The organism is Paraburkholderia bonniea, assembly GCF_009455625.1.
In the GTDB taxonomy this organism is placed as follows: domain Bacteria; phylum Pseudomonadota; class Gammaproteobacteria; order Burkholderiales; family Burkholderiaceae; genus Paraburkholderia; species Paraburkholderia bonniea.
In genome coordinates this window covers 632,106-652,028 of the sequence record NZ_QPEQ01000001.1, presented here as the reverse complement: position 1 = coordinate 652,028, position 19,923 = coordinate 632,106, and the positions used below count along the sequence as shown (strand labels likewise).

18 protein-coding genes, 3 tRNA genes and 1 rRNA gene are annotated in these 19,923 nt (G+C 57.3%); 8 read left to right on the top strand and 14 right to left on the bottom strand.

From position 1 onward, the window contains the following. Positions 1-174 precede the first annotated feature (174 nt). From GH656_RS02900 to apaG, 6 genes are all read right to left on the bottom strand, one after another. Positions 175-250, bottom strand: a tRNA-Ala gene (locus GH656_RS02900). A 48-nt stretch (positions 251-298) separates the two neighbouring features. Continuing rightward, positions 299-375, bottom strand: a tRNA-Ile gene (locus tag GH656_RS02895). 62 nt (positions 376-437) lie between these two features. Further along, positions 438-1,970 (bottom strand): 16S ribosomal RNA (locus GH656_RS02890). A 466-nt stretch (positions 1,971-2,436) separates the two neighbouring features. Beyond that, positions 2,437-3,213, bottom strand: a complete 777-nt coding sequence (locus GH656_RS02885) for an enoyl-CoA hydratase (protein WP_153074499.1) — start codon at positions 3,211-3,213, stop codon at positions 2,437-2,439. Between the two features lie 270 nt (positions 3,214-3,483). Then, on the bottom strand, positions 3,484-4,719 hold the full coding sequence (mltA, locus tag GH656_RS02880; protein ID WP_153074498.1) for a murein transglycosylase A: 1,236 nt from the start codon (positions 4,717-4,719) through the stop codon (positions 3,484-3,486). Positions 4,720-4,815: 96 nt separating this feature from the next. Next, positions 4,816-5,190, bottom strand: a complete 375-nt coding sequence (gene apaG / locus GH656_RS02875) for a Co2+/Mg2+ efflux protein ApaG (protein ID WP_153074497.1) — start codon at positions 5,188-5,190, stop codon at positions 4,816-4,818. A 223-nt stretch (positions 5,191-5,413) separates the two neighbouring features. On the opposite strand from apaG, the gene rpe reads away from it, so the two are divergent. The 8 genes from rpe (at position 5,414) to GH656_RS02835 (ending at position 12,797) form a co-directional block, all read left to right on the top strand. Beyond that, positions 5,414-6,109 (top strand): ribulose-phosphate 3-epimerase, encoded by a 696-nt coding sequence (gene rpe / locus GH656_RS02870; protein ID WP_153074496.1) that lies wholly within the window; start codon positions 5,414-5,416, stop codon positions 6,107-6,109. Between the two features lie 7 nt (positions 6,110-6,116). Continuing rightward, positions 6,117-6,854, top strand: coding sequence for a phosphoglycolate phosphatase (locus GH656_RS02865; protein ID WP_153074495.1), 738 nt, complete (start codon positions 6,117-6,119; stop codon positions 6,852-6,854). A gap of 367 nt (positions 6,855-7,221) precedes the next feature. Beyond that, positions 7,222-8,715 (top strand): anthranilate synthase component I, encoded by a 1,494-nt coding sequence (gene trpE, locus GH656_RS02860; protein ID WP_153074494.1) that lies wholly within the window; start codon positions 7,222-7,224, stop codon positions 8,713-8,715. Between the two features lie 104 nt (positions 8,716-8,819). Next, positions 8,820-9,413 (top strand): aminodeoxychorismate/anthranilate synthase component II, encoded by a 594-nt coding sequence (locus GH656_RS02855; protein ID WP_153074493.1) that lies wholly within the window; start codon positions 8,820-8,822, stop codon positions 9,411-9,413. A 17-nt stretch (positions 9,414-9,430) separates the two neighbouring features. Beyond that, entirely contained in the window at positions 9,431-10,462 is a 1,032-nt protein-coding gene (trpD, locus tag GH656_RS02850) for an anthranilate phosphoribosyltransferase (RefSeq protein ID WP_153074492.1), read from the top strand. Between the two features lie 19 nt (positions 10,463-10,481). Continuing rightward, the gene (trpC, locus tag GH656_RS02845) at positions 10,482-11,267 is read left to right on the top strand and encodes an indole-3-glycerol phosphate synthase TrpC (protein ID WP_153074491.1); all 786 of its coding nucleotides are present in this window, start codon (positions 10,482-10,484) and stop codon (positions 11,265-11,267) included. A gap of 23 nt (positions 11,268-11,290) precedes the next feature. Beyond that, entirely contained in the window at positions 11,291-11,917 is a 627-nt protein-coding gene (locus tag GH656_RS02840) for a CYTH domain-containing protein (RefSeq protein WP_153074490.1), read from the top strand. A gap of 106 nt (positions 11,918-12,023) precedes the next feature. Then, positions 12,024-12,797 carry a uracil-DNA glycosylase gene (locus GH656_RS02835; RefSeq protein ID WP_153074489.1) on the top strand — a complete coding sequence of 258 codons (774 nt, stop codon included), beginning with the start codon at positions 12,024-12,026 and terminating at the stop codon, positions 12,795-12,797. A gap of 159 nt (positions 12,798-12,956) precedes the next feature. On the opposite strand, the gene GH656_RS02830 is transcribed toward GH656_RS02835, so the two are convergent. The 8 genes from GH656_RS02830 to GH656_RS02795 all read right to left on the bottom strand — a co-directional run bounded on the left by GH656_RS02830 (position 12,957) and on the right by GH656_RS02795 (position 19,916). Further along, positions 12,957-13,556, bottom strand: coding sequence for an FMN-dependent NADH-azoreductase (locus tag GH656_RS02830; protein ID WP_153074488.1), 600 nt, complete (start codon positions 13,554-13,556; stop codon positions 12,957-12,959). A 112-nt stretch (positions 13,557-13,668) separates the two neighbouring features. Next, entirely contained in the window at positions 13,669-15,462 is a 1,794-nt protein-coding gene (locus GH656_RS02825; RefSeq protein WP_153074487.1) for a M61 family metallopeptidase, read from the bottom strand. 220 nt (positions 15,463-15,682) lie between these two features. Then, positions 15,683-16,408: a DsbC family protein gene (locus GH656_RS02820; RefSeq protein ID WP_153074486.1), complete on the bottom strand. Its 726-nt coding sequence runs from the start codon at positions 16,406-16,408 to the stop codon at positions 15,683-15,685. A gap of 118 nt (positions 16,409-16,526) precedes the next feature. Beyond that, on the bottom strand, positions 16,527-17,699 hold the full coding sequence (locus GH656_RS02815; protein WP_153074485.1) for a UbiH/UbiF family hydroxylase: 1,173 nt from the start codon (positions 17,697-17,699) through the stop codon (positions 16,527-16,529). Positions 17,700-17,820: 121 nt separating this feature from the next. Beyond that, a tRNA-Thr gene (locus tag GH656_RS02810) sits at positions 17,821-17,896 on the bottom strand. Positions 17,897-17,915: 19 nt separating this feature from the next. Then, on the bottom strand, positions 17,916-18,368 hold the full coding sequence (locus tag GH656_RS02805; protein ID WP_153074484.1) for a ClpXP protease specificity-enhancing factor: 453 nt from the start codon (positions 18,366-18,368) through the stop codon (positions 17,916-17,918). Positions 18,369-18,449: 81 nt separating this feature from the next. Beyond that, positions 18,450-19,061: a glutathione S-transferase N-terminal domain-containing protein gene (locus GH656_RS02800; protein ID WP_153074483.1), complete on the bottom strand. Its 612-nt coding sequence runs from the start codon at positions 19,059-19,061 to the stop codon at positions 18,450-18,452. Between the two features lie 99 nt (positions 19,062-19,160). Continuing rightward, positions 19,161-19,916, bottom strand: coding sequence for a cytochrome c1 (locus tag GH656_RS02795; RefSeq protein WP_153074482.1), 756 nt, complete (start codon positions 19,914-19,916; stop codon positions 19,161-19,163). Positions 19,917-19,923: the final 7 nt, after the last annotated feature.

Genomic DNA, 19,923 nt, shown 5'->3' with positions numbered 1-19,923 from the left:
ACCAGTCTACTTGCGCCCATCTCGAGGCACTTTCTTCTGGTCTCTTTACTACTTCTTCCTGATTTTTAAAGAACGACAGCCGGTACTTTCATACCAGTTGAGTGGCGCAACCGCCAATGCGCAACCCTCGCAGCCTTCACTTTCGTGAGACCGCAAGTCCTGTGCATTGAAGATTGGTGGAGGATGACGGGATCGAACCGACGACCCCCTGCTTGCAAAGCAGGTGCTCTCCCAGCTGAGCTAATCCCCCAACTCATACATCCCAGGCGTCTTCACCGGCAGCCACCGCAGACAAAGATGGTGGGTCTGGCTGGATTCGAACCAGCGACCCCCGCCTTATCAAGACGGTGCTCTAACCAACTGAGCTACAGACCCCTGAGTCTGTCCTGATTACAGCCGATAAGCGTGAGCACTTGATGTTGACACGTGAGCTCGAGAAAGGAGGTGATCCAGCCGCACCTTCCGATACGGCTACCTTGTTACGACTTCACCCCAGTCATGAATCCTACCGTGGTGACCGTCCTCCTTGCGGTTAGACTAGCCACTTCTGGTAAAACCCACTCCCATGGTGTGACGGGCGGTGTGTACAAGACCCGGGAACGTATTCACCGCGGCATGCTGATCCGCGATTACTAGCGATTCCAGCTTCACGCAGTCGAGTTGCAGACTGCGATCCGGACTACGATCGGTTTTCTGGGATTAGCTCCCCCTTGCGGGTTGGCAGCCCTCTGTTCCGACCATTGTATGACGTGTGAAGCCCTACCCATAAGGGCCATGAGGACTTGACGTCATCCCCACCTTCCTCCGGTTTGTCACCGGCAGTCTCCCTAGAGTGCTCTTGCGTAGCAACTAGGGACAAGGGTTGCGCTCGTTGCGGGACTTAACCCAACATCTCACGACACGAGCTGACGACAGCCATGCAGCACCTGTGTTACGGTTCTCTTTCGAGCACTTTCACCTCTCGGCAAAATTCCGTACATGTCAAGGGTAGGTAAGGTTTTTCGCGTTGCATCGAATTAATCCACATCATCCACCGCTTGTGCGGGTCCCCGTCAATTCCTTTGAGTTTTAATCTTGCGACCGTACTCCCCAGGCGGTCAACTTCACGCGTTAGCTACGTTACTAAGGAAATAAATCCCCAACAACTAGTTGACATCGTTTAGGGCGTGGACTACCAGGGTATCTAATCCTGTTTGCTCCCCACGCTTTCGTGCATGAGCGTCAGTATTGGCCCAGGGGGCTGCCTTCGCCATCGGTATTCCTCCACATCTCTACGCATTTCACTGCTACACGTGGAATTCTACCCCCCTCTGCCATACTCTAGCCCGCCAGTCACAAATGCAGTTCCCAGGTTAAGCCCGGGGATTTCACATCTGTCTTAGCGAACCGCCTGCGCACGCTTTACGCCCAGTAATTCCGATTAACGCTTGCACCCTACGTATTACCGCGGCTGCTGGCACGTAGTTAGCCGGTGCTTATTCTTCCGGTACCGTCATCCTCCTGCCGTATTAGGGCTGAAGTTTTCTTTCCGGACAAAAGTGCTTTACAACCCGAAGGCCTTCTTCACACACGCGGCATTGCTGGATCAGGCTTGCGCCCATTGTCCAAAATTCCCCACTGCTGCCTCCCGTAGGAGTCTGGGCCGTGTCTCAGTCCCAGTGTGGCTGGTCGTCCTCTCAGACCAGCTACAGATCGTCGCCTTGGTAGGCCTTTACCCCACCAACTAGCTAATCTGCCATCGGCCGCCCCTGCAGCGCGAGGCCCTTTCGGGTCCCCCGCTTTCCTCCTCAGAGATCATGCGGTATTAATCCGGCTTTCGCCGGGCTATCCCCCACTCCAGGACACGTTCCGATGTATTACTCACCCGTTCGCCACTCGCCACCAGGGCTGCCCCCGTGCTGCCGTTCGACTTGCATGTGTAAGGCATGCCGCCAGCGTTCAATCTGAGCCAGGATCAAACTCTTCAGTTCAAACCTGTTACTGTTTTCGGCCAGTTTCCTGACCGGTCGCTCACTCAACGTATTGACAGGTATCAATTGCTCAATACCTGACCTTACTGTGTGAGACTTGATACTTTCGCTTCTTCAGCAAACCCCTTGAGGCCCGCTGCGCGTCGCTACCAAGCGCCCACACTTATCGGCTGTTAATTTTTAAAGATCATTTACAGGCCGGACCAGCTCTTCAGCTTCCCCACCCTGCCGTGCCGCCCTGCAGCACAGAAACGAGATTATGTAGAACTTTCCGCAGACCGTCAACATGTTTTTATCGGGACCCTGCTGCTTTCCTGCCCCAACCCTGCTCCGCTGACCAACCCGAAAAAGCCCCGCCAACTCTGGCGCTCCCGCTTTCGCCCTCACATCCACCCAGAGCGCGAAAGACCGCAATTCTAGTCACTCACCTCACGCCTGGCAAGACCTTTTTCTGCCAATCGCATCACTAGCGATTTTTGAATGTCGGCTTACGTTTTTCGATGAACGCAGCCATGCCCTCTTTCTGGTCTTCCGTGGCAAACAATGAATGAAACAGGCGTCTCTCGAAATGGACACCCTCAGCAAGAGTCGTCTCATAAGCACGATTAATCGACTCTTTGATCATCATCACCGCAGGCAGCGGGAATTCCGAGATCGCAGCAGCAGCGGCCAACGCCTCCTCTATGAGTGCCTCCGCAGAGACCACGCGTGACACTAATCCGGCGCGCTCCGCCTCGGCGGCATCCATGAATCGTGCGGTCAGACACAGATCCATTGCCTTCGCTTTTGAAATAGCTCGCGGGAGACGCTGCGTCCCTCCAGCGCCCGGCATGATGCCCAGTTTGATCTCTGGCTGAGCAAATTTTGCACTCTCCGCAGCAAAGACGATGTCGCACATCATCGCCAGCTCGCACCCTCCCCCCAGCGCAAATCCAGCCACCGCGGCAATAACGGGCTTGCGTACCGACCGGATCGCTTCCCAGTTACGAGTGATGTAGTCCGCCTTGTAAACATCCATGTAGGTGTAGCTGGCCATCATGCCGATATCTGCACCTGCCGCAAAGGCCTTGTCGCTGCCCGTGATAACAATGGCTCCAACACTCTCATCATCATCAAGCAGGCGTAGCGCCGCGCCTAGCTCGTCCATCAACGCATCGTTCAACGCGTTCAGCGATTTCGGGCGGTTTAACGTGATGAGGCCGACCTTTCCATGCCGCTCAAGCAGAATGTTTTCATATGCCATGCAACCTCCTGTTCTCAAAAGTAACGCACGGCAGATGCGCGCCGTGACCATTCCAATAGCGGCAACGTTTAGAAACCGGCCAGATTATTGCTAATACTTATGTTGTTCAGACCCGGCTTTGAGGAAGCGCGATGGTCCAGGTATTGCAGCAAACAGCTTCGGGCACACAGCAGGCAAAACACAGCATTCCCCTGACAAACACCAGAAATACGCCAGGAAAACAACCAGCGCGTGATCCAACCAGCTACCGCTACCCGCAAATCAGGCGCATCAGGATTTCGGCAGGAGTAGCCACATCCGTCCCGACTGCTTCATTTTGCCCGCGAGGCTGCCCGCCTCATCGCCCAGCCCCCAGAAATAATCAGCCCTCACGCCGCCTTTGATCGCCGACCCTGTGTCTTGCGCAAACACAAGGCGACTCAGCGGCGCATTGCTCAAAGGGCGTGTGGTCTGCAAGAAAACCGGTGTGCCAAGGGGAATCGAGGTGGGATCAACGGCAATCGAACGCTCTGGCGTCAACGGCACACCCAGTGCGCCAACCGGGCCATCCGCGCCACTTCCGGGAACCGACTCACCGGATGACGGCATTTCGCGGAAAAAAACAAACCTTGGATTGGTATCCAGCAACGCATCAACCCGCGACGGATTGGCTTGCGCCCACGCTTTGATCCCCTGCATCGTCGCCTGAGCGGCCGTCAGTTCACGACGGTCAAGCAGCCAACGGCCGATGGATTTGTACGGCTGATTGTTCGTGCCGCCAAATCCAACACGCATCACGCTGCCATCTTCCATCACGATCCGTCCTGACCCCTGCACCTGAAGGAAAAAAGCCTCGATGGGATCATCCACCCAGACAAGCTCATTGCCATTCAAAATCCCGGCGCGCTCAAGCTGAGCGCGCGCAGGCAGCGCAGCACCAGGCCGGTAGCCTGCTGGCCAGCGATACAGCGCTGTTTGATAGATTCCGTGGCGGGTGCGCGCGCCACGTAGCAGCGGCTCGTAGTAACCGGTAACAAGGCCGTCGAGCGTGCCATCGCTATTCGCTAACTGGAAGGCAGTGAAGTAAGTTTCGAAGAACGTCCGCGTGCCCGTGACATCAAGCTCATCGAGTTGCCCCGCAGCGGCGCAGGCACGCTGCCAGTTTGGCTGGCGTGAGAGCCGGACACAGTTCTGACGTAACGCAGCGGTCGCACCAATCAGTGAATCGTCCTGCCAGCCCGGCACCTGCTGCCAGGCTACTTGCGTCAGCCGCTCTGCGGCAATTTGCCCGGGAAGTATCGCGCTGCCCGTTGGGGGCTTAAGCGCTGGCCGGACAACCGGACGGCCGCCACACGACGCGAGCAGCACCGCCAGCGAAATGGCCGCCGCCCAGCCTGTGGCACCCCGGGCAAAACGCATACAATGCTCGCTCTTGATGGAAGCCGCCATGTCTGATCTGTTCGACGAATACCCCATGCTGATCTTCGCGCTTGAATCTCTTCTCGCGCTCTTTTTGCTGATTTTCATCGTTGTCTGGACCGCGTCCGGCAAGAAAAAAACTTCCCGCAACAAGCAAAAATAACCCCGGCTGCGTACCGCACCTGCCCGAGGCGAGTTCAAGGTTTAGTGCAATGTGCGAGGCATGCGCAACATGAATTCCGACACTGGCGCGTCAAAACGCTCACCGTCATCCGCCACACAAAAATACGCGCCACGCATCGTGCCAACCGGCGTCGCAATCACAGCCCAGCTCGTATATTCAAACTGCTCGCCAGGCTTCAGCAGTGGCTGATGGCCAACCACGCCAAGCCCTTTCACTTCCTGAACGGTTTCGTCACTGTCGGTAATCACCCAGTGACGCGAAATAAGCTGCGCTGGCACCTGGCCGCTATTGCGTATGGTCAACGTATAGGCAAACGCGTACTTGCGTTGTTCGGGGTCTGATTCGTCAGGCAGATATTGCACCTGCGCCGACACACTGAATTCGTACTGGCTCATTCTGATTCCGGTTACCGGTGAATTACCGGTTAATGCGATTAATAGACAGAAAATAGAAATGCACAGAGACAGGCCGTCTACCGCATATCGCCAGGCACCCTGAACTGATCCGGCATTCTGCTTGAGGACACTCCCGCCCGCAACCGCACTCCAATATAGATAAGGCCAGAACGCACGTGAGACGCTAAAATGCCGCTTTCCCGCCCGCACTGACCCCCACATCATGATGCAATTCCGTATTGCCCCCAGTATTCTCTCGGCCGATTTTTCCCAGCTTGGCGAAGAAGTCCGCCAGGTTGTCGCGGCAGGAGCCGACTGGATTCACTTCGATGTGATGGACAACCACTATGTCCCCAACCTGACCATCGGTCCGCTCGTCTGCGAAGCCATTCGCCCGCATGTTCAGGTGCCGATCGACGTCCATCTGATGGTGCGGCCCGTCGACCGGATCGTTCCCGATTTCGCCAAGGCGGGAGCCAATCTCGTCAGTTTTCATCCGGAAGGCTCCGACCATATCGACCGCACGCTGTCACTCATCCGGGATCACGGCTGCAAGGCTGGGCTTGTATTCAACCCAGCGACCCCGCTGAATTATCTCGACCATGTGATGGACCGGCTGGATCTGATACTCATCATGTCAGTCAATCCGGGCTTTGGCGGACAGTCGTTCATTCCCGAAGCGCTCAACAAGGTGCGTGAAGCGCGCGCGCGAATTAATGCGTATACCGAAAAAACAGGCCGTGAGATTCGTCTCGAAGTTGATGGCGGTGTCAAGGTAGACAACATCGCTGAAATAGCTGCGGCGGGCGCGGATACCTTCGTTGCTGGCTCGGCAATCTTTGGCAAACCCGATTACAAGGCAGTCATCGACCAGATGCGCCAGGCCCTGGCTGGCGTGCAGCACGCGGCTGCGGCATAAACCCGGTATGAGCAGCTCACTCCTGGCGGCCCGGTTTGACGAACCAGTGTTTCCTCATGGCCCCATCGTCGCGGCGCTAATTGATCTCGACGGAACAATGATCGACACCGCCGACGATTTCACCGCGAGCCTGAACCGGATGCTGGTTCAGCTAGACCTGGTGCAGATCAAACGGGAAGAAGTCGTCGCTTATGTTGGCAAGGGCTCCGGTCATCTGGTTCACAGCGTGCTGGGCCAGCGTCTCGAAACCCATGCGGCGCAGGCTTGCTTCGATCAAGCGCTGTCGATTTATCACCATGAATACGCTCAGCTCAACGGCCAGCAGACGCGGCTTTATCCCGAGGTCATCGAAGGCCTCGCAGCCATGCGGGCCGCAGGCCTGCAACTCGCATGCGTGACCAACAAGCCCTGGCGCTTCGCGGTCGATTTGCTGCAGCAGTACAGCCTTGATGGCTATTTCAAGTGCGTGTTCGGCGGCGACAGTCTTGCAGAGAAAAAACCCCACCCGCTACCGATGCTCACCGCCTGCTCTGCATTGCATGTCGCTCCCATCCAGGCAGTTGCCATCGGTGACTCCGAAAACGACGCGCTCGCTGGCCGCGCGGCAGGGCTGGCAACGCTCGCTGTGCCTTACGGCTACAACCATGGGCAACCTGTACAAACAATAAAATCGGATGGTATAGTTGCCACGCTTTTGGCTGCCGCTAACGCAATCGCAGCACACAATCTCAAGGCCTCGCCTTAACCCATCTTTCATCTTCATGTTTCTGAATAAAAAACGGAGTCTGAGCAGCATCGACCGGGGAGCATGGCCCTGGCGTCGCTGGTCGCACTAACCTCTTCCCCGGAGGCATGTTGAAGTTCACCTTCAACACCGTTTTTATTCCGCGCGGCACTTTCATACGCGTCCCATTCTGGTTATTCCATTTGTCTGGCAGGTTGCCTTGTACCCCGGCAACACAGTCGCCGTTCTGGCTGTCTGAACCCGCCAGTAGCACCAGAAATACAGATGCATTTCACACGACTGAAAGTACGGCCCCAAGGCCAAGCCAGCGTAATAGCCCTGCTTTGCCGCCGCATAGCGCATCCAGACGTACCAACAGGATCGGAACATGACTGAACTCGAATTCCAGTCCCTCGCCAATGAGGGTTACAACCGCATTCCGATGATCGCCGAAGCACTGGCCGATCTCGATACCCCGCTGTCGCTGTATCTAAAGCTGGCTCAGACCGAGCGCAATGGTGCCAATTCGTTTCTGCTCGAATCCGTGGTGGGCGGTGAGCGATTTGGCCGCTATTCCTTTATTGGCCTGCCTGCGCGGACCGTTTTGCGTACCACTAATGGCGTCTCCGAAGTGCTCCGCGACGGCAAGGTCATCGAAACCCACGAAGGTGACCCGCTCGACTTCATCCAGCAATTTCAGGCGCGCTTCAAGGTCGCACAACGCCCCGGTCTGCCACGCTTCACTGGCGGTCTGGCCGGCTATTTCGGTTATGACGCGGTGCGCTACATCGAGAAAAAACTCGCCCACACAGCTCCTCCGGACGATCTCGGCTTGCCCGACATCCAGTTGCTTTTAACTGAAGAAGTGGCGGTGATTGATAACCTCGCGGGCAAGCTGTATCTGGTGATTTACGCCGATCCATCCACTCCCGAGGCTTACACCCGCGCCAAGCAGCGCCTGCGTGAATTGCGCCTGCGCTTGCGTACGACCGTTCAACCACCGGTTACGTCCGCGAGCGTGCGCACCGAGACCTATCGGGAGTTTGAGAAAGAGGACTATCTGGCCGCCGTGCGCCGCGCCAAAGAATATGTCGCAGCGGGAGAGCTGATGCAGATTCAGGTGGGCCAGCGTCTGACCAAACCCTATCGTGACAACCCGCTGTCGCTATATCGCGCGTTGCGTTCGCTGAATCCTTCGCCGTACATGTATTACTACAATTTCGGCGATTTTCATGTGGTGGGTGCCTCGCCCGAAATTCTGGTGCGTCAGGAAAAACGTGGCGAAGACCGGATCGTCACCATTCGCCCGCTTGCCGGCACCCGTCCACGCGGCAACACGCCTGAGCGCGATGAAGCCCTCGCCACTGAGTTGCTAAACGATCCCAAAGAAGTCGCGGAACACGTGATGCTGATCGACCTCGCCCGCAACGATGTTGGCCGTATCGCCCAAATCGGCTCCGTCGCGGTGACCGACCAGATGGTGATCGAGAAGTACTCGCATGTGCAGCACATCGTCAGTTCGGTCGAGGGCAAGCTCAAGCCAGAAATTACGAACTTCGACGTCCTGCGCGCGACGTTTCCAGCTGGCACGCTCTCGGGTGCGCCAAAAGTGCGCGCGATGGAACTGATCGATACGCTCGAACCCGTAAAGCGCGGTCTTTACGGCGGCGCGGTCGGCTATCTGTCCTTTACCGGTGAAATGGATCTGGCCATCACCATTCGCACGGGCGTGATTCGTAACGGCAATCTGTATGTTCAAGCGGCGGCGGGTATCGTGGCCGACTCCGTCCCTGAATCGGAATGGCTTGAAACCGAGAGCAAGGTCCGGGCAGTCCTGCGCGCAGCTGAACAAGTGCAGGATGGTCTGGATAGTGAGTTTTGATCGAGTTTTGCTACCGCGTGGCGCTGGCACTGCTATTGAGGTCAGCCCGGAGTGCGCCCAAACAGGGATTTAATTCTATTTAAAATCAGATAGATAGGTCAAAAATGCTCTTGATGATCGACAACTACGACTCGTTCACCTACAACATCGTCCAGTACTTCGGCGAGCTAGGTGAGGAGGTCCAGACTTTCCGCAACGACGAAATCACGCTGGATGACATCGCCCGTCTCAACCCCGAATTGATCTGCCTTTCTCCTGGCCCCAGCAATCCCCAGCATGCGGGCATCACCCTGGACGTTCTGCGCACATTTGCGGGCAAGACGCCAATCCTTGGCGTATGTCTTGGCCATCAGGCCATCGGCGAGGCATTCGGCGGCCGCGTCGTGCGAGCCAAAACCATCATGCACGGCAAGGTGAGCCAGATCGAAACCGACTGCAAAGGCGTCTTCGCTGATCTGCCAAAACACTTCACCGTGACCCGTTATCACTCGCTCGCCATCGAGCGGGAATCGTTGCCCGAGTGCCTCGAAATCTCGGCCTGGACCGATGACGGCGAAATCATGGGCGTGCGCCATAAAGAGCTAGCGGTCGAAGGCGTGCAGTTTCATCCCGAATCCATCCTCTCCGAACACGGTCATGCACTGCTGAAGAACTTCGTGACGCAGTCGAAAGCCGCCGCCGAACACCGTCTGCCCTGATGAAACGAGACGAACTCATGTCGATTACGCCCCAGGAAGCGTTGCAGCGGACCATCGAGCACCGCGAGATTTTTCACGATGAGATGCTGCATCTGATGCGCCTCATCATGCGTGGCGAGCTGTCCCCGGTGATGTCGGCGGCCATCATTACCGGGCTGCGGGTCAAGAAAGAAACCATCGGTGAAATCACCGCCGCCGCCACCGTGATGCGTGAATTCGCGCAGCACGTCGAGGTGCCGGACAACTCGCATTTCGTCGATATCGTCGGCACCGGTGGCGATGGTGCTCATACCTTCAATATTTCCACCGCCACCATGTTTGTCTCGGCCGCCGCCGGGGCCAAAGTCGCCAAGCACGGCAACCGTGGTGTATCGAGCAAGTCAGGCAGCGCGGATGTGCTTGAAGCGCTCGGCGTCAATATCGAGCTTCAGCCGCAGCAGGTCGCCGCCTCCATTGCTGAAACAGGCATGGGCTTCATGTTCGCGCCCAACCACCATCCCGCGATGAAAAACGTCGCAGCGGTACGCCGCGAGCTTGGCGTGCGGACCCTGTTCAACATCCTCGGGCCCTTGACCAACCCGGCCAGCGCACCTAACCAGTTGATGGGCGTATTTCATTCCGATCTGGTGGGGATTCAGGTGCGTGTGATGCAGCGTCTTGGAGCACAGCATGTGCTAGTGGTACATGGCATGGATGGCATGGACGAGGTTTCGCTCGGTGCGACAACCCGGGTGGGTGAGCTGTTGCATGGCGAGATTCACGAGTACGACATTCATCCGGAAGATTTCGGCTTGCAGATGGCGTCGAATCGCACGCTCAAGGTGGCCGATGCGAATGAATCCCGCGTGATGCTGCTCGATGCGCTCGACAACACCCCCGGCGTAGCACGCGAGATCGTCGTGCTGAATGCCGGAGCCGCGCTGTATTCGGCCAATGTCGCCAGCTCAATTGCCGATGGCATCACGCTTGCCCGCGAGGCCATTGCCAGCGGTGCGGCCCGAGCCAAAGTCGACGAACTGGTTCGCTTCACTCAGCAGTTCAGTCATTAATTTTCGTATCGGGATCTCCATGAGCGACATTCTGGAACGCATCATCCAGGTCAAACGCGAAGAAATTCGCGCCGCAGAAATGAGCGTGCCGCTCGAAGCATTGCGCCTCGCCGCCTCAGCCCGTGATCAGCGTGATTTCGTCGGCGCGTTGCACGCGAAGCATGCGGCAGGACACGCCGCCGTGATCGCTGAAGTCAAAAAAGCCAGCCCCTCCAAGGGCGTATTGCGCGAACATTTCGCGCCAGCGGACATCGCCCGCTCTTACGCAAAGCATGGTGCCGCCTGTTTGTCGGTATTAACTGATGTGCAGTTCTTTCAAGGCAGCGCGGCCTTTCTCGAAGAAGCGCGTCAGGCCTGCGATCTGCCGGTACTACGCAAAGATTTCATCATCGACGCCTATCAGATCCTCGAAGCCCGGGCGATGGGCGCAGACGCGATCTTGCTGATTGCCGCCGCGCTCGAAACCCCGCAGATGCAGGAGCTCGAAGCCTTCGCCCATTCTCTGGGGCTAGCGGTGCTCGTTGAAGTCCATGACAGCCGCGAGCTAGCCGAAGCGCTCACGCTGAAAACGCCGCTGATTGGGGTCAACAACCGCAATCTGCGCACGTTCGAAACCAGCATCGAAACCACCCTCGGCATGTTGAAACTGATCCCGGACGACCGAATCGTCGTGACTGAATCAGGCATCCTCGCGCACGGTGATGTTGAAAAATTACTGGCGGCAGACGTCAAAACTTTTCTCGTCGGCGAAGCCTTCATGCGTGCAAAAGAACCCGGGGCAGAACTCGCCCGGCTGTTTTTCTAGCCCGGCGAGCCACAGCACGCGCCATGGCAATCGAATGCGAAATCAAACTGGCCTTACCCGCCGCCCACGTCGATGCGGCAACGCAATGGTTCACCGCTCACAGCGCATCCCCGGGGCGCGAATTCCTGCTCGGAAATAGCTACTTCGATACGCCAGGATTGCTGCTGGCTCGGGCCAAAAGCGCGTTGCGTCTACGCCAGACGCCCGATGGCTGGCTGCAAACCTATAAAACCCTGGGTGTCGCCCAGTCAGGTTTGCATCAACGGCATGAATGGGAGCTGCCAGTTGCAAGCAGAGCGCTCGAACTTACGTCGTTGCTGCTGGCCTGCGATGACATCGACGCCGCCGCGGCCTTGCGCCAGGCTCAAAACGAACTCATCGAGCTTTTTCAGACCCGCTTCACGCGTATGCTCTGGTGCATTGAACATCGCGGTGCGACGGTCGAAGCGGTGATTGACCAAGGCGAAGTGTCAGCTGAGGTTGACGGTGAGACACGGTGCGCGCCAATTTGTGAAATCGAGCTTGAATTGAAACAGGGCAACGCAGCGGCACTGCACCAGCTAGCTACGAAACTCACAGCCTGCCTGCCCGGCGTCGCACCAGACAACATCAGCAAAGCTCAACGCGGGTATCAATTACGCGAGCGCTGATCTCGCCTGCGCCGCCCTCTCAGCAACCATCCACGGCGAACGCGCGGGCATAAGCCTGAAACACACGCGCTGCTCTTTTGCCGCAAGACACTTTCGCTCCAGTTCCATGACGCCACCCTCCCGCCCCCAGCCACTGCAGGCCACCTTGTTCAGCGAAACCATGCCCGCCGATACCGCTTCACTTGAGGCGCAGTTCGCCGCGTTGCCATCGGCCTGGCGCGAGCATTTGCATCCATTCATCGGCAGCACTGACTATGCGTCACTCTGCCGCTTCGTCGATGGCGAGCGGGCGGCAGGCAAGATCATCTATCCCGCCGATGTGTTCCGCGCGCTGCGTCTCACCCTTCCCGAACACGTGAAGGTGATTATCCTGGGGCAAGACCCCTATCACGGTGAAGATCGCGGCACTCCGCAAGCGCACGGGCTCGCGTTTTCGGTGCCGCCTTCGGTACGGCCACCGCCTTCGCTGCGCAATATTTTCAAAGAGATTCATGCCAGCACCGGGATTGAGCCACCGCAACACGGATGCCTTGATGCATGGGCTCGGCAAGGTGTGCTGCTGCTCAACACGGTACTGACCGTCGAGCAAAATGCGGCCGCCAGCCATGCAAAGCGTGGCTGGGAACAATGCACTGACACGCTGATCCGGGAACTGGCGCGGCGTCAGCACAAACAGGTGTTCATGCTGTGGGGCGCTCATGCGCAGGCCAAGCGGACGTTGCTCGAAGGTACGTCGCATTGCGTGCTGCAAGCGCCCCATCCATCGCCGTTGTCGGCGCACCGTGGCTTTCTTGGCTGCCAGCATTTCGTTCTGGCGAATGCCTTTTTGCTCGAAAACGGGCAGCCTCCGATCGACTGGCGGCTTCCCAGCACGGCATGACGCATCGTCGCCAAAATCAAGCCAATAAAAAGCCGCGCAATGTGACGCATCACATTGCGCGGCTTTTTTTGCACCGCCTGATTTTGTTACTTTGTTACCGCAGCCGGCTACGCTGGCGCAGAACTGCAGCAGCTAGCTGCGCCTGATGCAGCCATTGCGCTACGCCGCGACAGCAATTGCTTCGCGCGCGTCGGCCAGCGCTGCAGTCGCCGAATCCGGCCCGAGATTAAGCCCCTCGGCATAAATAAAATGCACATCCGTAATGCCGATAAAGCCAAGGAAGGATTTCAGAAAAGGGGTTTGGCTATCGTGTGGCGTGCCGATGTATTTACCGCCACGGGTTGACACGACATACGCTTTCTTGCCCTTCACCAGCCCTTCTGCACCGGCTTCGCCGTAGCGGAAGGTCAGCCCTGCCCGCGCGATGAAATCAAAATAGGTTTTGAGCTGCGACGACACGCCGAAGTTGTATAACGGCGCGCCAATCACGACGATATCTGCGGCCATCAGCTCGGCAATCAGGGTTTCACTCCGTGAGGCAATTGCCTGCTGCTCCGGCGTGCGCTGCTCAAGCGGTGTAAAAAACGCACCCAGAATTTCATCATCCAGGTGCGGTAGCGGATCGGCCAGTAAATCGCGCACGACTACGGTGGCATCAGCATTGGTTTGCAGCAGCTGGGCACTCAGTTCGCTGGCGAGCAAAGTAGATTGCGCGCCTTGCGAACGCGCGGCCGAATTGATCTGCAAAATCGTGGTCATGGGTGGCTCCATTTGGAAAGCGCTTTGTAGCGCGAGTGGGAGCCATTGTGCTGAGTTGCCGGACAATGAAAAAGCCAGCCCGCCATGACAGATCGTTGCATTACTAGAACGATCAACCCTTCAGCCAGCGCTCACGCCATTTGTCCGCCGCCGACCCAGACTTGCTGCTGAGCGCCAGCGTGTAACGCGCAACCTCTGGCTGGTCGAGTTTGAGTTGCATCGTGCGTAACTCATCGCGCCGGAACACATGCAGCTCAACTTTGGCACCGGACAAATAACGCCCCAGCAACGCATCGAGATTCGCCCCCGTGACCCGCAAGCCATCAAGTGCAACCAGCACGTCTCCCGCCGACAAACCCGCTTTTTGTGCCGCGCCACCGTCATACACCGTAACGAGCGTGCTATCCGTGCCGCCGCGCACGCGAGCGCCCAGCGAAGGTTTGCCGCTCTTGTCCGGCTCAGGTGCCAGAGCAATCCCAAACGGCTCGAACAACTCCGCCAGCGGCAAATCTCGCGTGCCACGAACCGCATACGCAAAAACCGCCGTGAGATCTATACCTGTCGCCTCAGCAAACAGCGCTTCGACTTCAGCCTCAGCCATCCCACGCGCCTTGCCATGATAAAAATCGCGGCCAAAACGCCGCCAGAGCAAACGCATCACATCATCGAGAGATTTGCGGTTGCCCGTCTGCGCGCGAATCGTCAAATCGAAAGCCAGCGCCACAAGCGCGCCCTTCGTGTAATAGCTGACAATTGCGTTCGCTGCGTTTTCATCCTGGCGATAGTATTTGACCCACGCATCAAACGAGCTTTCGGCCACGCTCTGCTTCAAACGCCCATTCCCGCGCAGCACTCCGCCCACCGTCTTGCCGACCAGGGTCAAATAATCTGCCTGCGTAATCAAGCCGCTACGGACCAGCATCAGATCGTCGTAATACGACGTGAAACCCTCGAACAACCACAGCAGTGAGGTGTAGTTTTCCTGCGTCAGGTCATACGGTGCAAACGCCGCTGGCTTGATGCGTTTCACGTTCCAGGTATGGAAATACTCGTGGCTGCACAAGCCGAGATAGGTGCGGTAACCGTCGGTTTGCTCTGTCCGGCCTGACACCGGCAAATCTGCGCGATTGCAGATCAACGCGGTTGAGGCCCGATGCTCCAGCCCACCATAGCCGTCGCTCACCGCCAGTGTCATGAATACATAGCGCTCAACCGGTGCCTGCTTCGATTTCGGCTCAAAAAGCGCAATCTGCGCTTCGCACATGCGCGACAGATCGGCACCCAGGCGCGGCATATCGAGCCCGGCGACGCGCCCGGCGATCACGATGTCATGCGGCACGCCATGTGCATGGAACGTTTCAAGCTCAAACTCGCCCAGCATGACGGGGTGATCAATCAGCGCATCGTAGTCTGGCGCGGTGTATCCACCAAAGCCGTAACGCTTCGTTCCCCGCGCTTCGGGCAAAGCAGTCGCCACGCGCCATGAGCGATACGCCGTGCCAGCGGGCGGATGGATCTCAACTGTGCACGGGCTCTGCTCATGCCCCAGCACCGACAAAAACACACTGGTTCCGTTAAAAAAACCAATCGTGTCGTCCAGATACGCCGAGCGGACGGACAGGTCCCACGCGTACACCTCATAACGCAGCGTCAATGCGCCTTTGAGTGGCGCAGCCTGCCAGCGGTGCTTGTCGGTTTTCTCAACGCGAACCTTGCGGCCGGTCTCACTAAATGCACGCAGCGTCACGATATTGCGTGCGAACTCTCGCACCATGTAGCTGCCAGGAATCCAGACAGGCAGCACGAAACGCTGCCCTGCCGGATCAGGCTCTGCCACCGTCACGGTGACTTCGAATAGATGCGCGGCAGGCTGCTTCGGAACAATCGTGTAGTGGATCGGTTTCATCGGCAAAGTGAGCAAACAAGATGTCGCATACGCGAAGCGGCATTCAGCACCTGGCTTGAGACGCAGCTTCAGGCTAGCCGCGGCGCGGAGCCGGCTTTAGGGCCTTAGGGCCTTAGGGGCTTTAGCCGCGAGATTCAGGCGCAATGAGATGCGCCTGGGAAGAGGTGACAGCTGAGGTGGCCGGCCAAGGTGACAGACGAAGCGGCCACCTGCATCAGGATCAACGCGCGGCGGCGATTTCCTTGATTAGACGATCGGCCGGAACTGCGCCTGGCAGACGGCGGCCATCGACCAGAAACACCGTCGGCGTGCCCGTGACGTTCATCGCCCGGCCAAGCGCCAGATTGCTGTCGATCGCAGCCGTATTACAGGTGCCCGCGGCAGTAGGTGCCTGATGATCCAGCATCCATGCTGACCACGCTTTCGCCCGGTCAGTCGAACACCAGATTGATTTCGATTTCGCCGTTGAATCCGGCGATAGCACGGGATACAGGAAGGTATAAACCGTCACGTTGTTGACAGATTTGAGCGTCGTTTCAAGCTGCTTGCAGTAAGGGCAATTCGGATCGGAAAACACCGCGACCTTGCGGCTGCCATCACCGTGCACGACCTTGAGCGCATTGGCCAGTGGCAAGCTGGAGAAATCAATCCGGTTGGTGTCAGCCAGACGCGCCTCGGTCAGATTCTTACGAGTTTTCGCGTCGACAATATCGCCAAGCACGACATAGTCACCTTTGACATCGCTGTAAAGAATCTGCGTGCCGAGATTGATCTCGTAGAGTCCGCTGATGGGGGATTTCGCAATGCTCTTGATCGTGATATCGCCAAGACGCTCCTGCAATGTGGCTTTGAGCTTGTCAGTCGATTGATCGGCATTAGCCGTGCAACCCAGCGTGACAGTAGTCAGGGCCAGCGCAAACGCGGCGATACGAATTCGTTTTTTCATGAAAAGTAAATTCCAGGTTTCGTTCATCGGTGCAGGACAACGGCTGGTCTGAGCGACATCCTCTGCCCTGCGTGTATCTGCTTTGCACCCCTGACAAGGCTGAAAACCTGCGCCTCGCTTAACCCAGCGCCGCAGAGACAATCCAGCGCTTGAGCAGTGGCTGGCTGCCTAGCAGCGACATCCCGGTATTACGCAAGGTGCGCACAAGCGGGCCGGGCACAGCAAAGAGTTTGAGCAAGCCATCGGTTGCCAGCGTAAGCGCGCCGATATCTTCCCGGCGAGCGCGTTCGTAACGACGGAGTAACACGGTGTCGCCAAGATCGCGGAACGCTTCTTTTTGCGCAATCACGTCCACGAGCGTGGCAACATCGCGCAACCCGAGATTCATGCCCTGGCCAGCCAGTGGATGAATCAGATGTGCGGCATCGCCCACCAGAGCGACGCGCGGCGCAATCAGACGATCAACCGTTTGTAGTGCCAGCGGGAAACCACGGGCGGGGGTCACGCACTCAAGCGAGCCTGACATCGCATAGGTCACGCGCTCAACTTCAGCGGCAAGCTTTGCCGGATCGCATGAGAGCAGCTCATCGGCATGCGCGGTATGAGCCGACCAAACCAGCGACACATGATTCTCTGGCAGCGGCAGCAACGCGATGATTTCGCCGTCCACAAACCATTGACAAGCCGTTTCACCATGCGGGCGCTCCGCCTTGAAATTGGCCACGACACCAGTCTGGCGATAATCGCGCCGTTTGACGCTAGCACCGCTCTGCGCTCTGACCCACGAGTGCGCGCCATCAGCACCCACCACGAGATCGGCTTCGAGCCGCTGGCCATTGGCAAGCGTCACGATGGCGCTAGCCGGATTCAGCTCGAAACCTTGAGCGCGAGCGTCGAACCAGTTCAGGTTGGGTTGAAAACGCAGTGCGGCATCCAGCGCCCGCTCAATCTGGGACGATTCAGCGATCCATGCCAGTTGTGACACGGATGCCTGGAACGCAGAGAAATGGAGTTCGGCGTGAGCATCGCCATAGACACGCATGTCGTAGACCGGCCCGAGGCGGGACAAGTCCAGTGCCTGCCAGACACGCAAGCGTTCCAGCAATGCCTGAGAGCTGGCGGAAAGCGCATAGACCCGGGAATCGAAAACAGCACCGGCGGCCAACGGCGTGCAAGGCTGTGCCAGCAACGCCACCCGCAAGCCACTTTGAGCCAGCGCCAGCGCTGCGGCTTTACCGACGAGCCCGCCGCCAATCACGACAACATTAAAAATCTGGTGGGATGCAATCATCCGCGCATTATAGCTGGGGGCTTGGCGGCATCAGGTGGGCTCGCGCAGGTAGGCCCGCACAAGCAGGCCCAGATGCACCGAAGGGGTGACGCGAAACTCGCGCCACCCCTTCGGATTGATTTGGTGCCCCCTGTCTGATTCGAACAGACCACCTCATGATTACAAGTCAAGTGCTCTACCAAATGAGCTAAGGGGGCGAGGAGCGGAAGTCTAACATCACTTGATTACTTTGAGGTGAGATTTTCCGCTACTTTTTGTTTTGGCTCGCTCTGGCTGAGGATTTGCCTCTGCCCCATCGGCAGAAGAAGGCTCATCGCAGGCGGAATCTCGTGGTTCAACCACGTCACCGTTATCGTTGAACTCAACCGGGAATTTCATGCCCTCGCCATTTTCACGCGCATAGATAGCCAGCACATTGGCCACCGGCACCATGATCCTGTGCGCCCTGCCGGAAAAACGGGCGTTGAACTCGATCATTTCATTGCCCATTTTCAACTGGGACGTGGCGTCAAAGCTGATATTCAGCACGATCTGGTTATCACGCACAAACTGGCGCGGCACCTGCGTCTGGCTGTCAACCCGTACCGCCAGATGCGGCGTATAGCCGTTATCCGTACACCACTCATACAACGCCCGCAAAAAATAGGGCTTCGTAGAAATTTCTTGCATTCACTATCCTTTCGCCAGACTGGGCGCGGGGCTTCCCCCAAAGTGCAAAGCCTTGCCAGCGCCCAGTTCATTCCATCAGCCTTACCGGCGCATCACCTTTTCGGACGGGGTGAGCGCTTCGATGTAAGCCGGGCGGCTGAAAATTCGTTCCGCATACTTCATCAATGGAGCCGCATTTTTCGACAGATCAATGCCGTAGTGATCCAGACGCCATAACAACGGCGCAATGGCAACGTCCAGCATCGAGAAATCTTCGCCAAGCATGTACTTGTTTTTCAGAAAAATCGGTGCCAGCTGGGTCAGGCGGTCACGAATGGCAACGCGTGCTTTTTCATGATTTTTCTCGGCTGCCTTGCCCTTTTCGTTTTCGAGTGTGCCGACATGCACGAACAGCTCTTTTTCGAAATTGAGCAGGAAAAGACGGGCACGGGCACGCTGCACAGGATCAGCAGGCATCAGTTGCGGATGCGGAAAACGCTCGTCGATGTACTCATTGATGATATTTGACTCGTACAAGATCAAATCCCGTTCAACCAGAATCGGCACCTGCCCATACGGATTCATCACAGCAATATCTTCCGGCTTGTTGAACAGATCAACATCGCGGATTTCGAAATCCATGCCCTTTTCAAACAACACCAGTCGGCAGCGCTGGGAAAATGGGCAAGTTGTGCCGGAGTACAGAACCATCATGTTTTATGTTTCCTCAAAAAGCTGAAGGGGCCTTGTGCAGGAAAAACCTTGAGTCCTGCGGGTTTTTCCTGCACCGGCCCCACGCCAGTCATGGCGCGATTATTTAATATCTTTCCAGTACGCTGCGTTCAATCGCCAAGCGAAAAGGCTCAGGACACCAAGAAACAGCAAAGCCCATACGCCTAGCTGCTTACGGGTTTTTTGCGTTGGCTCGGACATCCACGACAGGTACGACACGAGATCAGCCACAGCCGAATCATAATCTACCGGCGATAGCACACCAGGCGTTACCTGCTCGAAACCCACGAATTCATGGGTTTTTTCACCGCTTTTTTCGTCTATTTGGTCCTTGAACTTCGCGGTGCGCTGTCCTTGAAGCTGCCACAACACATGCGGCATGCTCACATTGTCGAAAACCCGGTTGTTCCAGCCCGTCGGCCGCGTATCGTCGCGGTAAAAACTCCGCAGATACGTATACAGCCAGTCACGGCTACGCGCGCGGGCTTCAACCGACAAATCGGGCGGCGCCGTGCCAAACCAGGCTTTCGCATCGTCCGGCCGCATGGCCACCGTCATGGTGTTGCCGACCTTGTCCGTGGTGAACAACAAGTTAGTTGCGATCTCCTTTTGCGAAATGCCCAGATCTGTCAGCCGGCTATAGCGCATCAGGTTCGCGCTATGGCAATTCAGGCAGTAGTTAACAAATAGTTGCGCGCCGCGTTGCAAGGACGCGAAATTGTCCGCGTTATCGGGCGCGCGGTCGAGTTGAATATTCTCACTCGACCACACGGGCCCAGCCAGCAGGGCCAGTGTGGCAGCGCCGATGAGTGCAAGCGTCGAAAGCAGTTTTTTCATCTCGTGT

Coding starts and splice junctions, on each gene's coding strand:
- GH656_RS02885 (WP_153074499.1), bottom strand. CDS start 3,213: ATGGCATATGAAAACATTCTGCTTGAGCGGCATGGAAAGGTCGGCCTC.
- mltA (WP_153074498.1), bottom strand. CDS start 4,719: ATGAAAATCAGCAAAAAGAGCGCGAGAAGAGATTCAAGCGCGAAGATC.
- apaG (WP_153074497.1), bottom strand. CDS start 5,190: ATGAGCCAGTACGAATTCAGTGTGTCGGCGCAGGTGCAATATCTGCCT.
- rpe (WP_153074496.1), top strand. CDS start 5,414: ATGATGCAATTCCGTATTGCCCCCAGTATTCTCTCGGCCGATTTTTCC.
- GH656_RS02865 (WP_153074495.1), top strand. CDS start 6,117: ATGAGCAGCTCACTCCTGGCGGCCCGGTTTGACGAACCAGTGTTTCCT.
- trpE (WP_153074494.1), top strand. CDS start 7,222: ATGACTGAACTCGAATTCCAGTCCCTCGCCAATGAGGGTTACAACCGC.
- GH656_RS02855 (WP_153074493.1), top strand. CDS start 8,820: ATGCTCTTGATGATCGACAACTACGACTCGTTCACCTACAACATCGTC.
- trpD (WP_153074492.1), top strand. CDS start 9,431: ATGTCGATTACGCCCCAGGAAGCGTTGCAGCGGACCATCGAGCACCGC.
- trpC (WP_153074491.1), top strand. CDS start 10,482: ATGAGCGACATTCTGGAACGCATCATCCAGGTCAAACGCGAAGAAATT.
- GH656_RS02840 (WP_153074490.1), top strand. CDS start 11,291: ATGGCAATCGAATGCGAAATCAAACTGGCCTTACCCGCCGCCCACGTC.
- GH656_RS02835 (WP_153074489.1), top strand. CDS start 12,024: ATGACGCCACCCTCCCGCCCCCAGCCACTGCAGGCCACCTTGTTCAGC.
- GH656_RS02830 (WP_153074488.1), bottom strand. CDS start 13,556: ATGACCACGATTTTGCAGATCAATTCGGCCGCGCGTTCGCAAGGCGCG.
- GH656_RS02825 (WP_153074487.1), bottom strand. CDS start 15,462: ATGAAACCGATCCACTACACGATTGTTCCGAAGCAGCCTGCCGCGCAT.
- GH656_RS02820 (WP_153074486.1), bottom strand. CDS start 16,408: ATGAAAAAACGAATTCGTATCGCCGCGTTTGCGCTGGCCCTGACTACT.
- GH656_RS02815 (WP_153074485.1), bottom strand. CDS start 17,699: ATGATTGCATCCCACCAGATTTTTAATGTTGTCGTGATTGGCGGCGGG.
- GH656_RS02805 (WP_153074484.1), bottom strand. CDS start 18,368: ATGCAAGAAATTTCTACGAAGCCCTATTTTTTGCGGGCGTTGTATGAG.
- GH656_RS02800 (WP_153074483.1), bottom strand. CDS start 19,061: ATGATGGTTCTGTACTCCGGCACAACTTGCCCATTTTCCCAGCGCTGC.
- GH656_RS02795 (WP_153074482.1), bottom strand. CDS start 19,916: ATGAAAAAACTGCTTTCGACGCTTGCACTCATCGGCGCTGCCACACTG.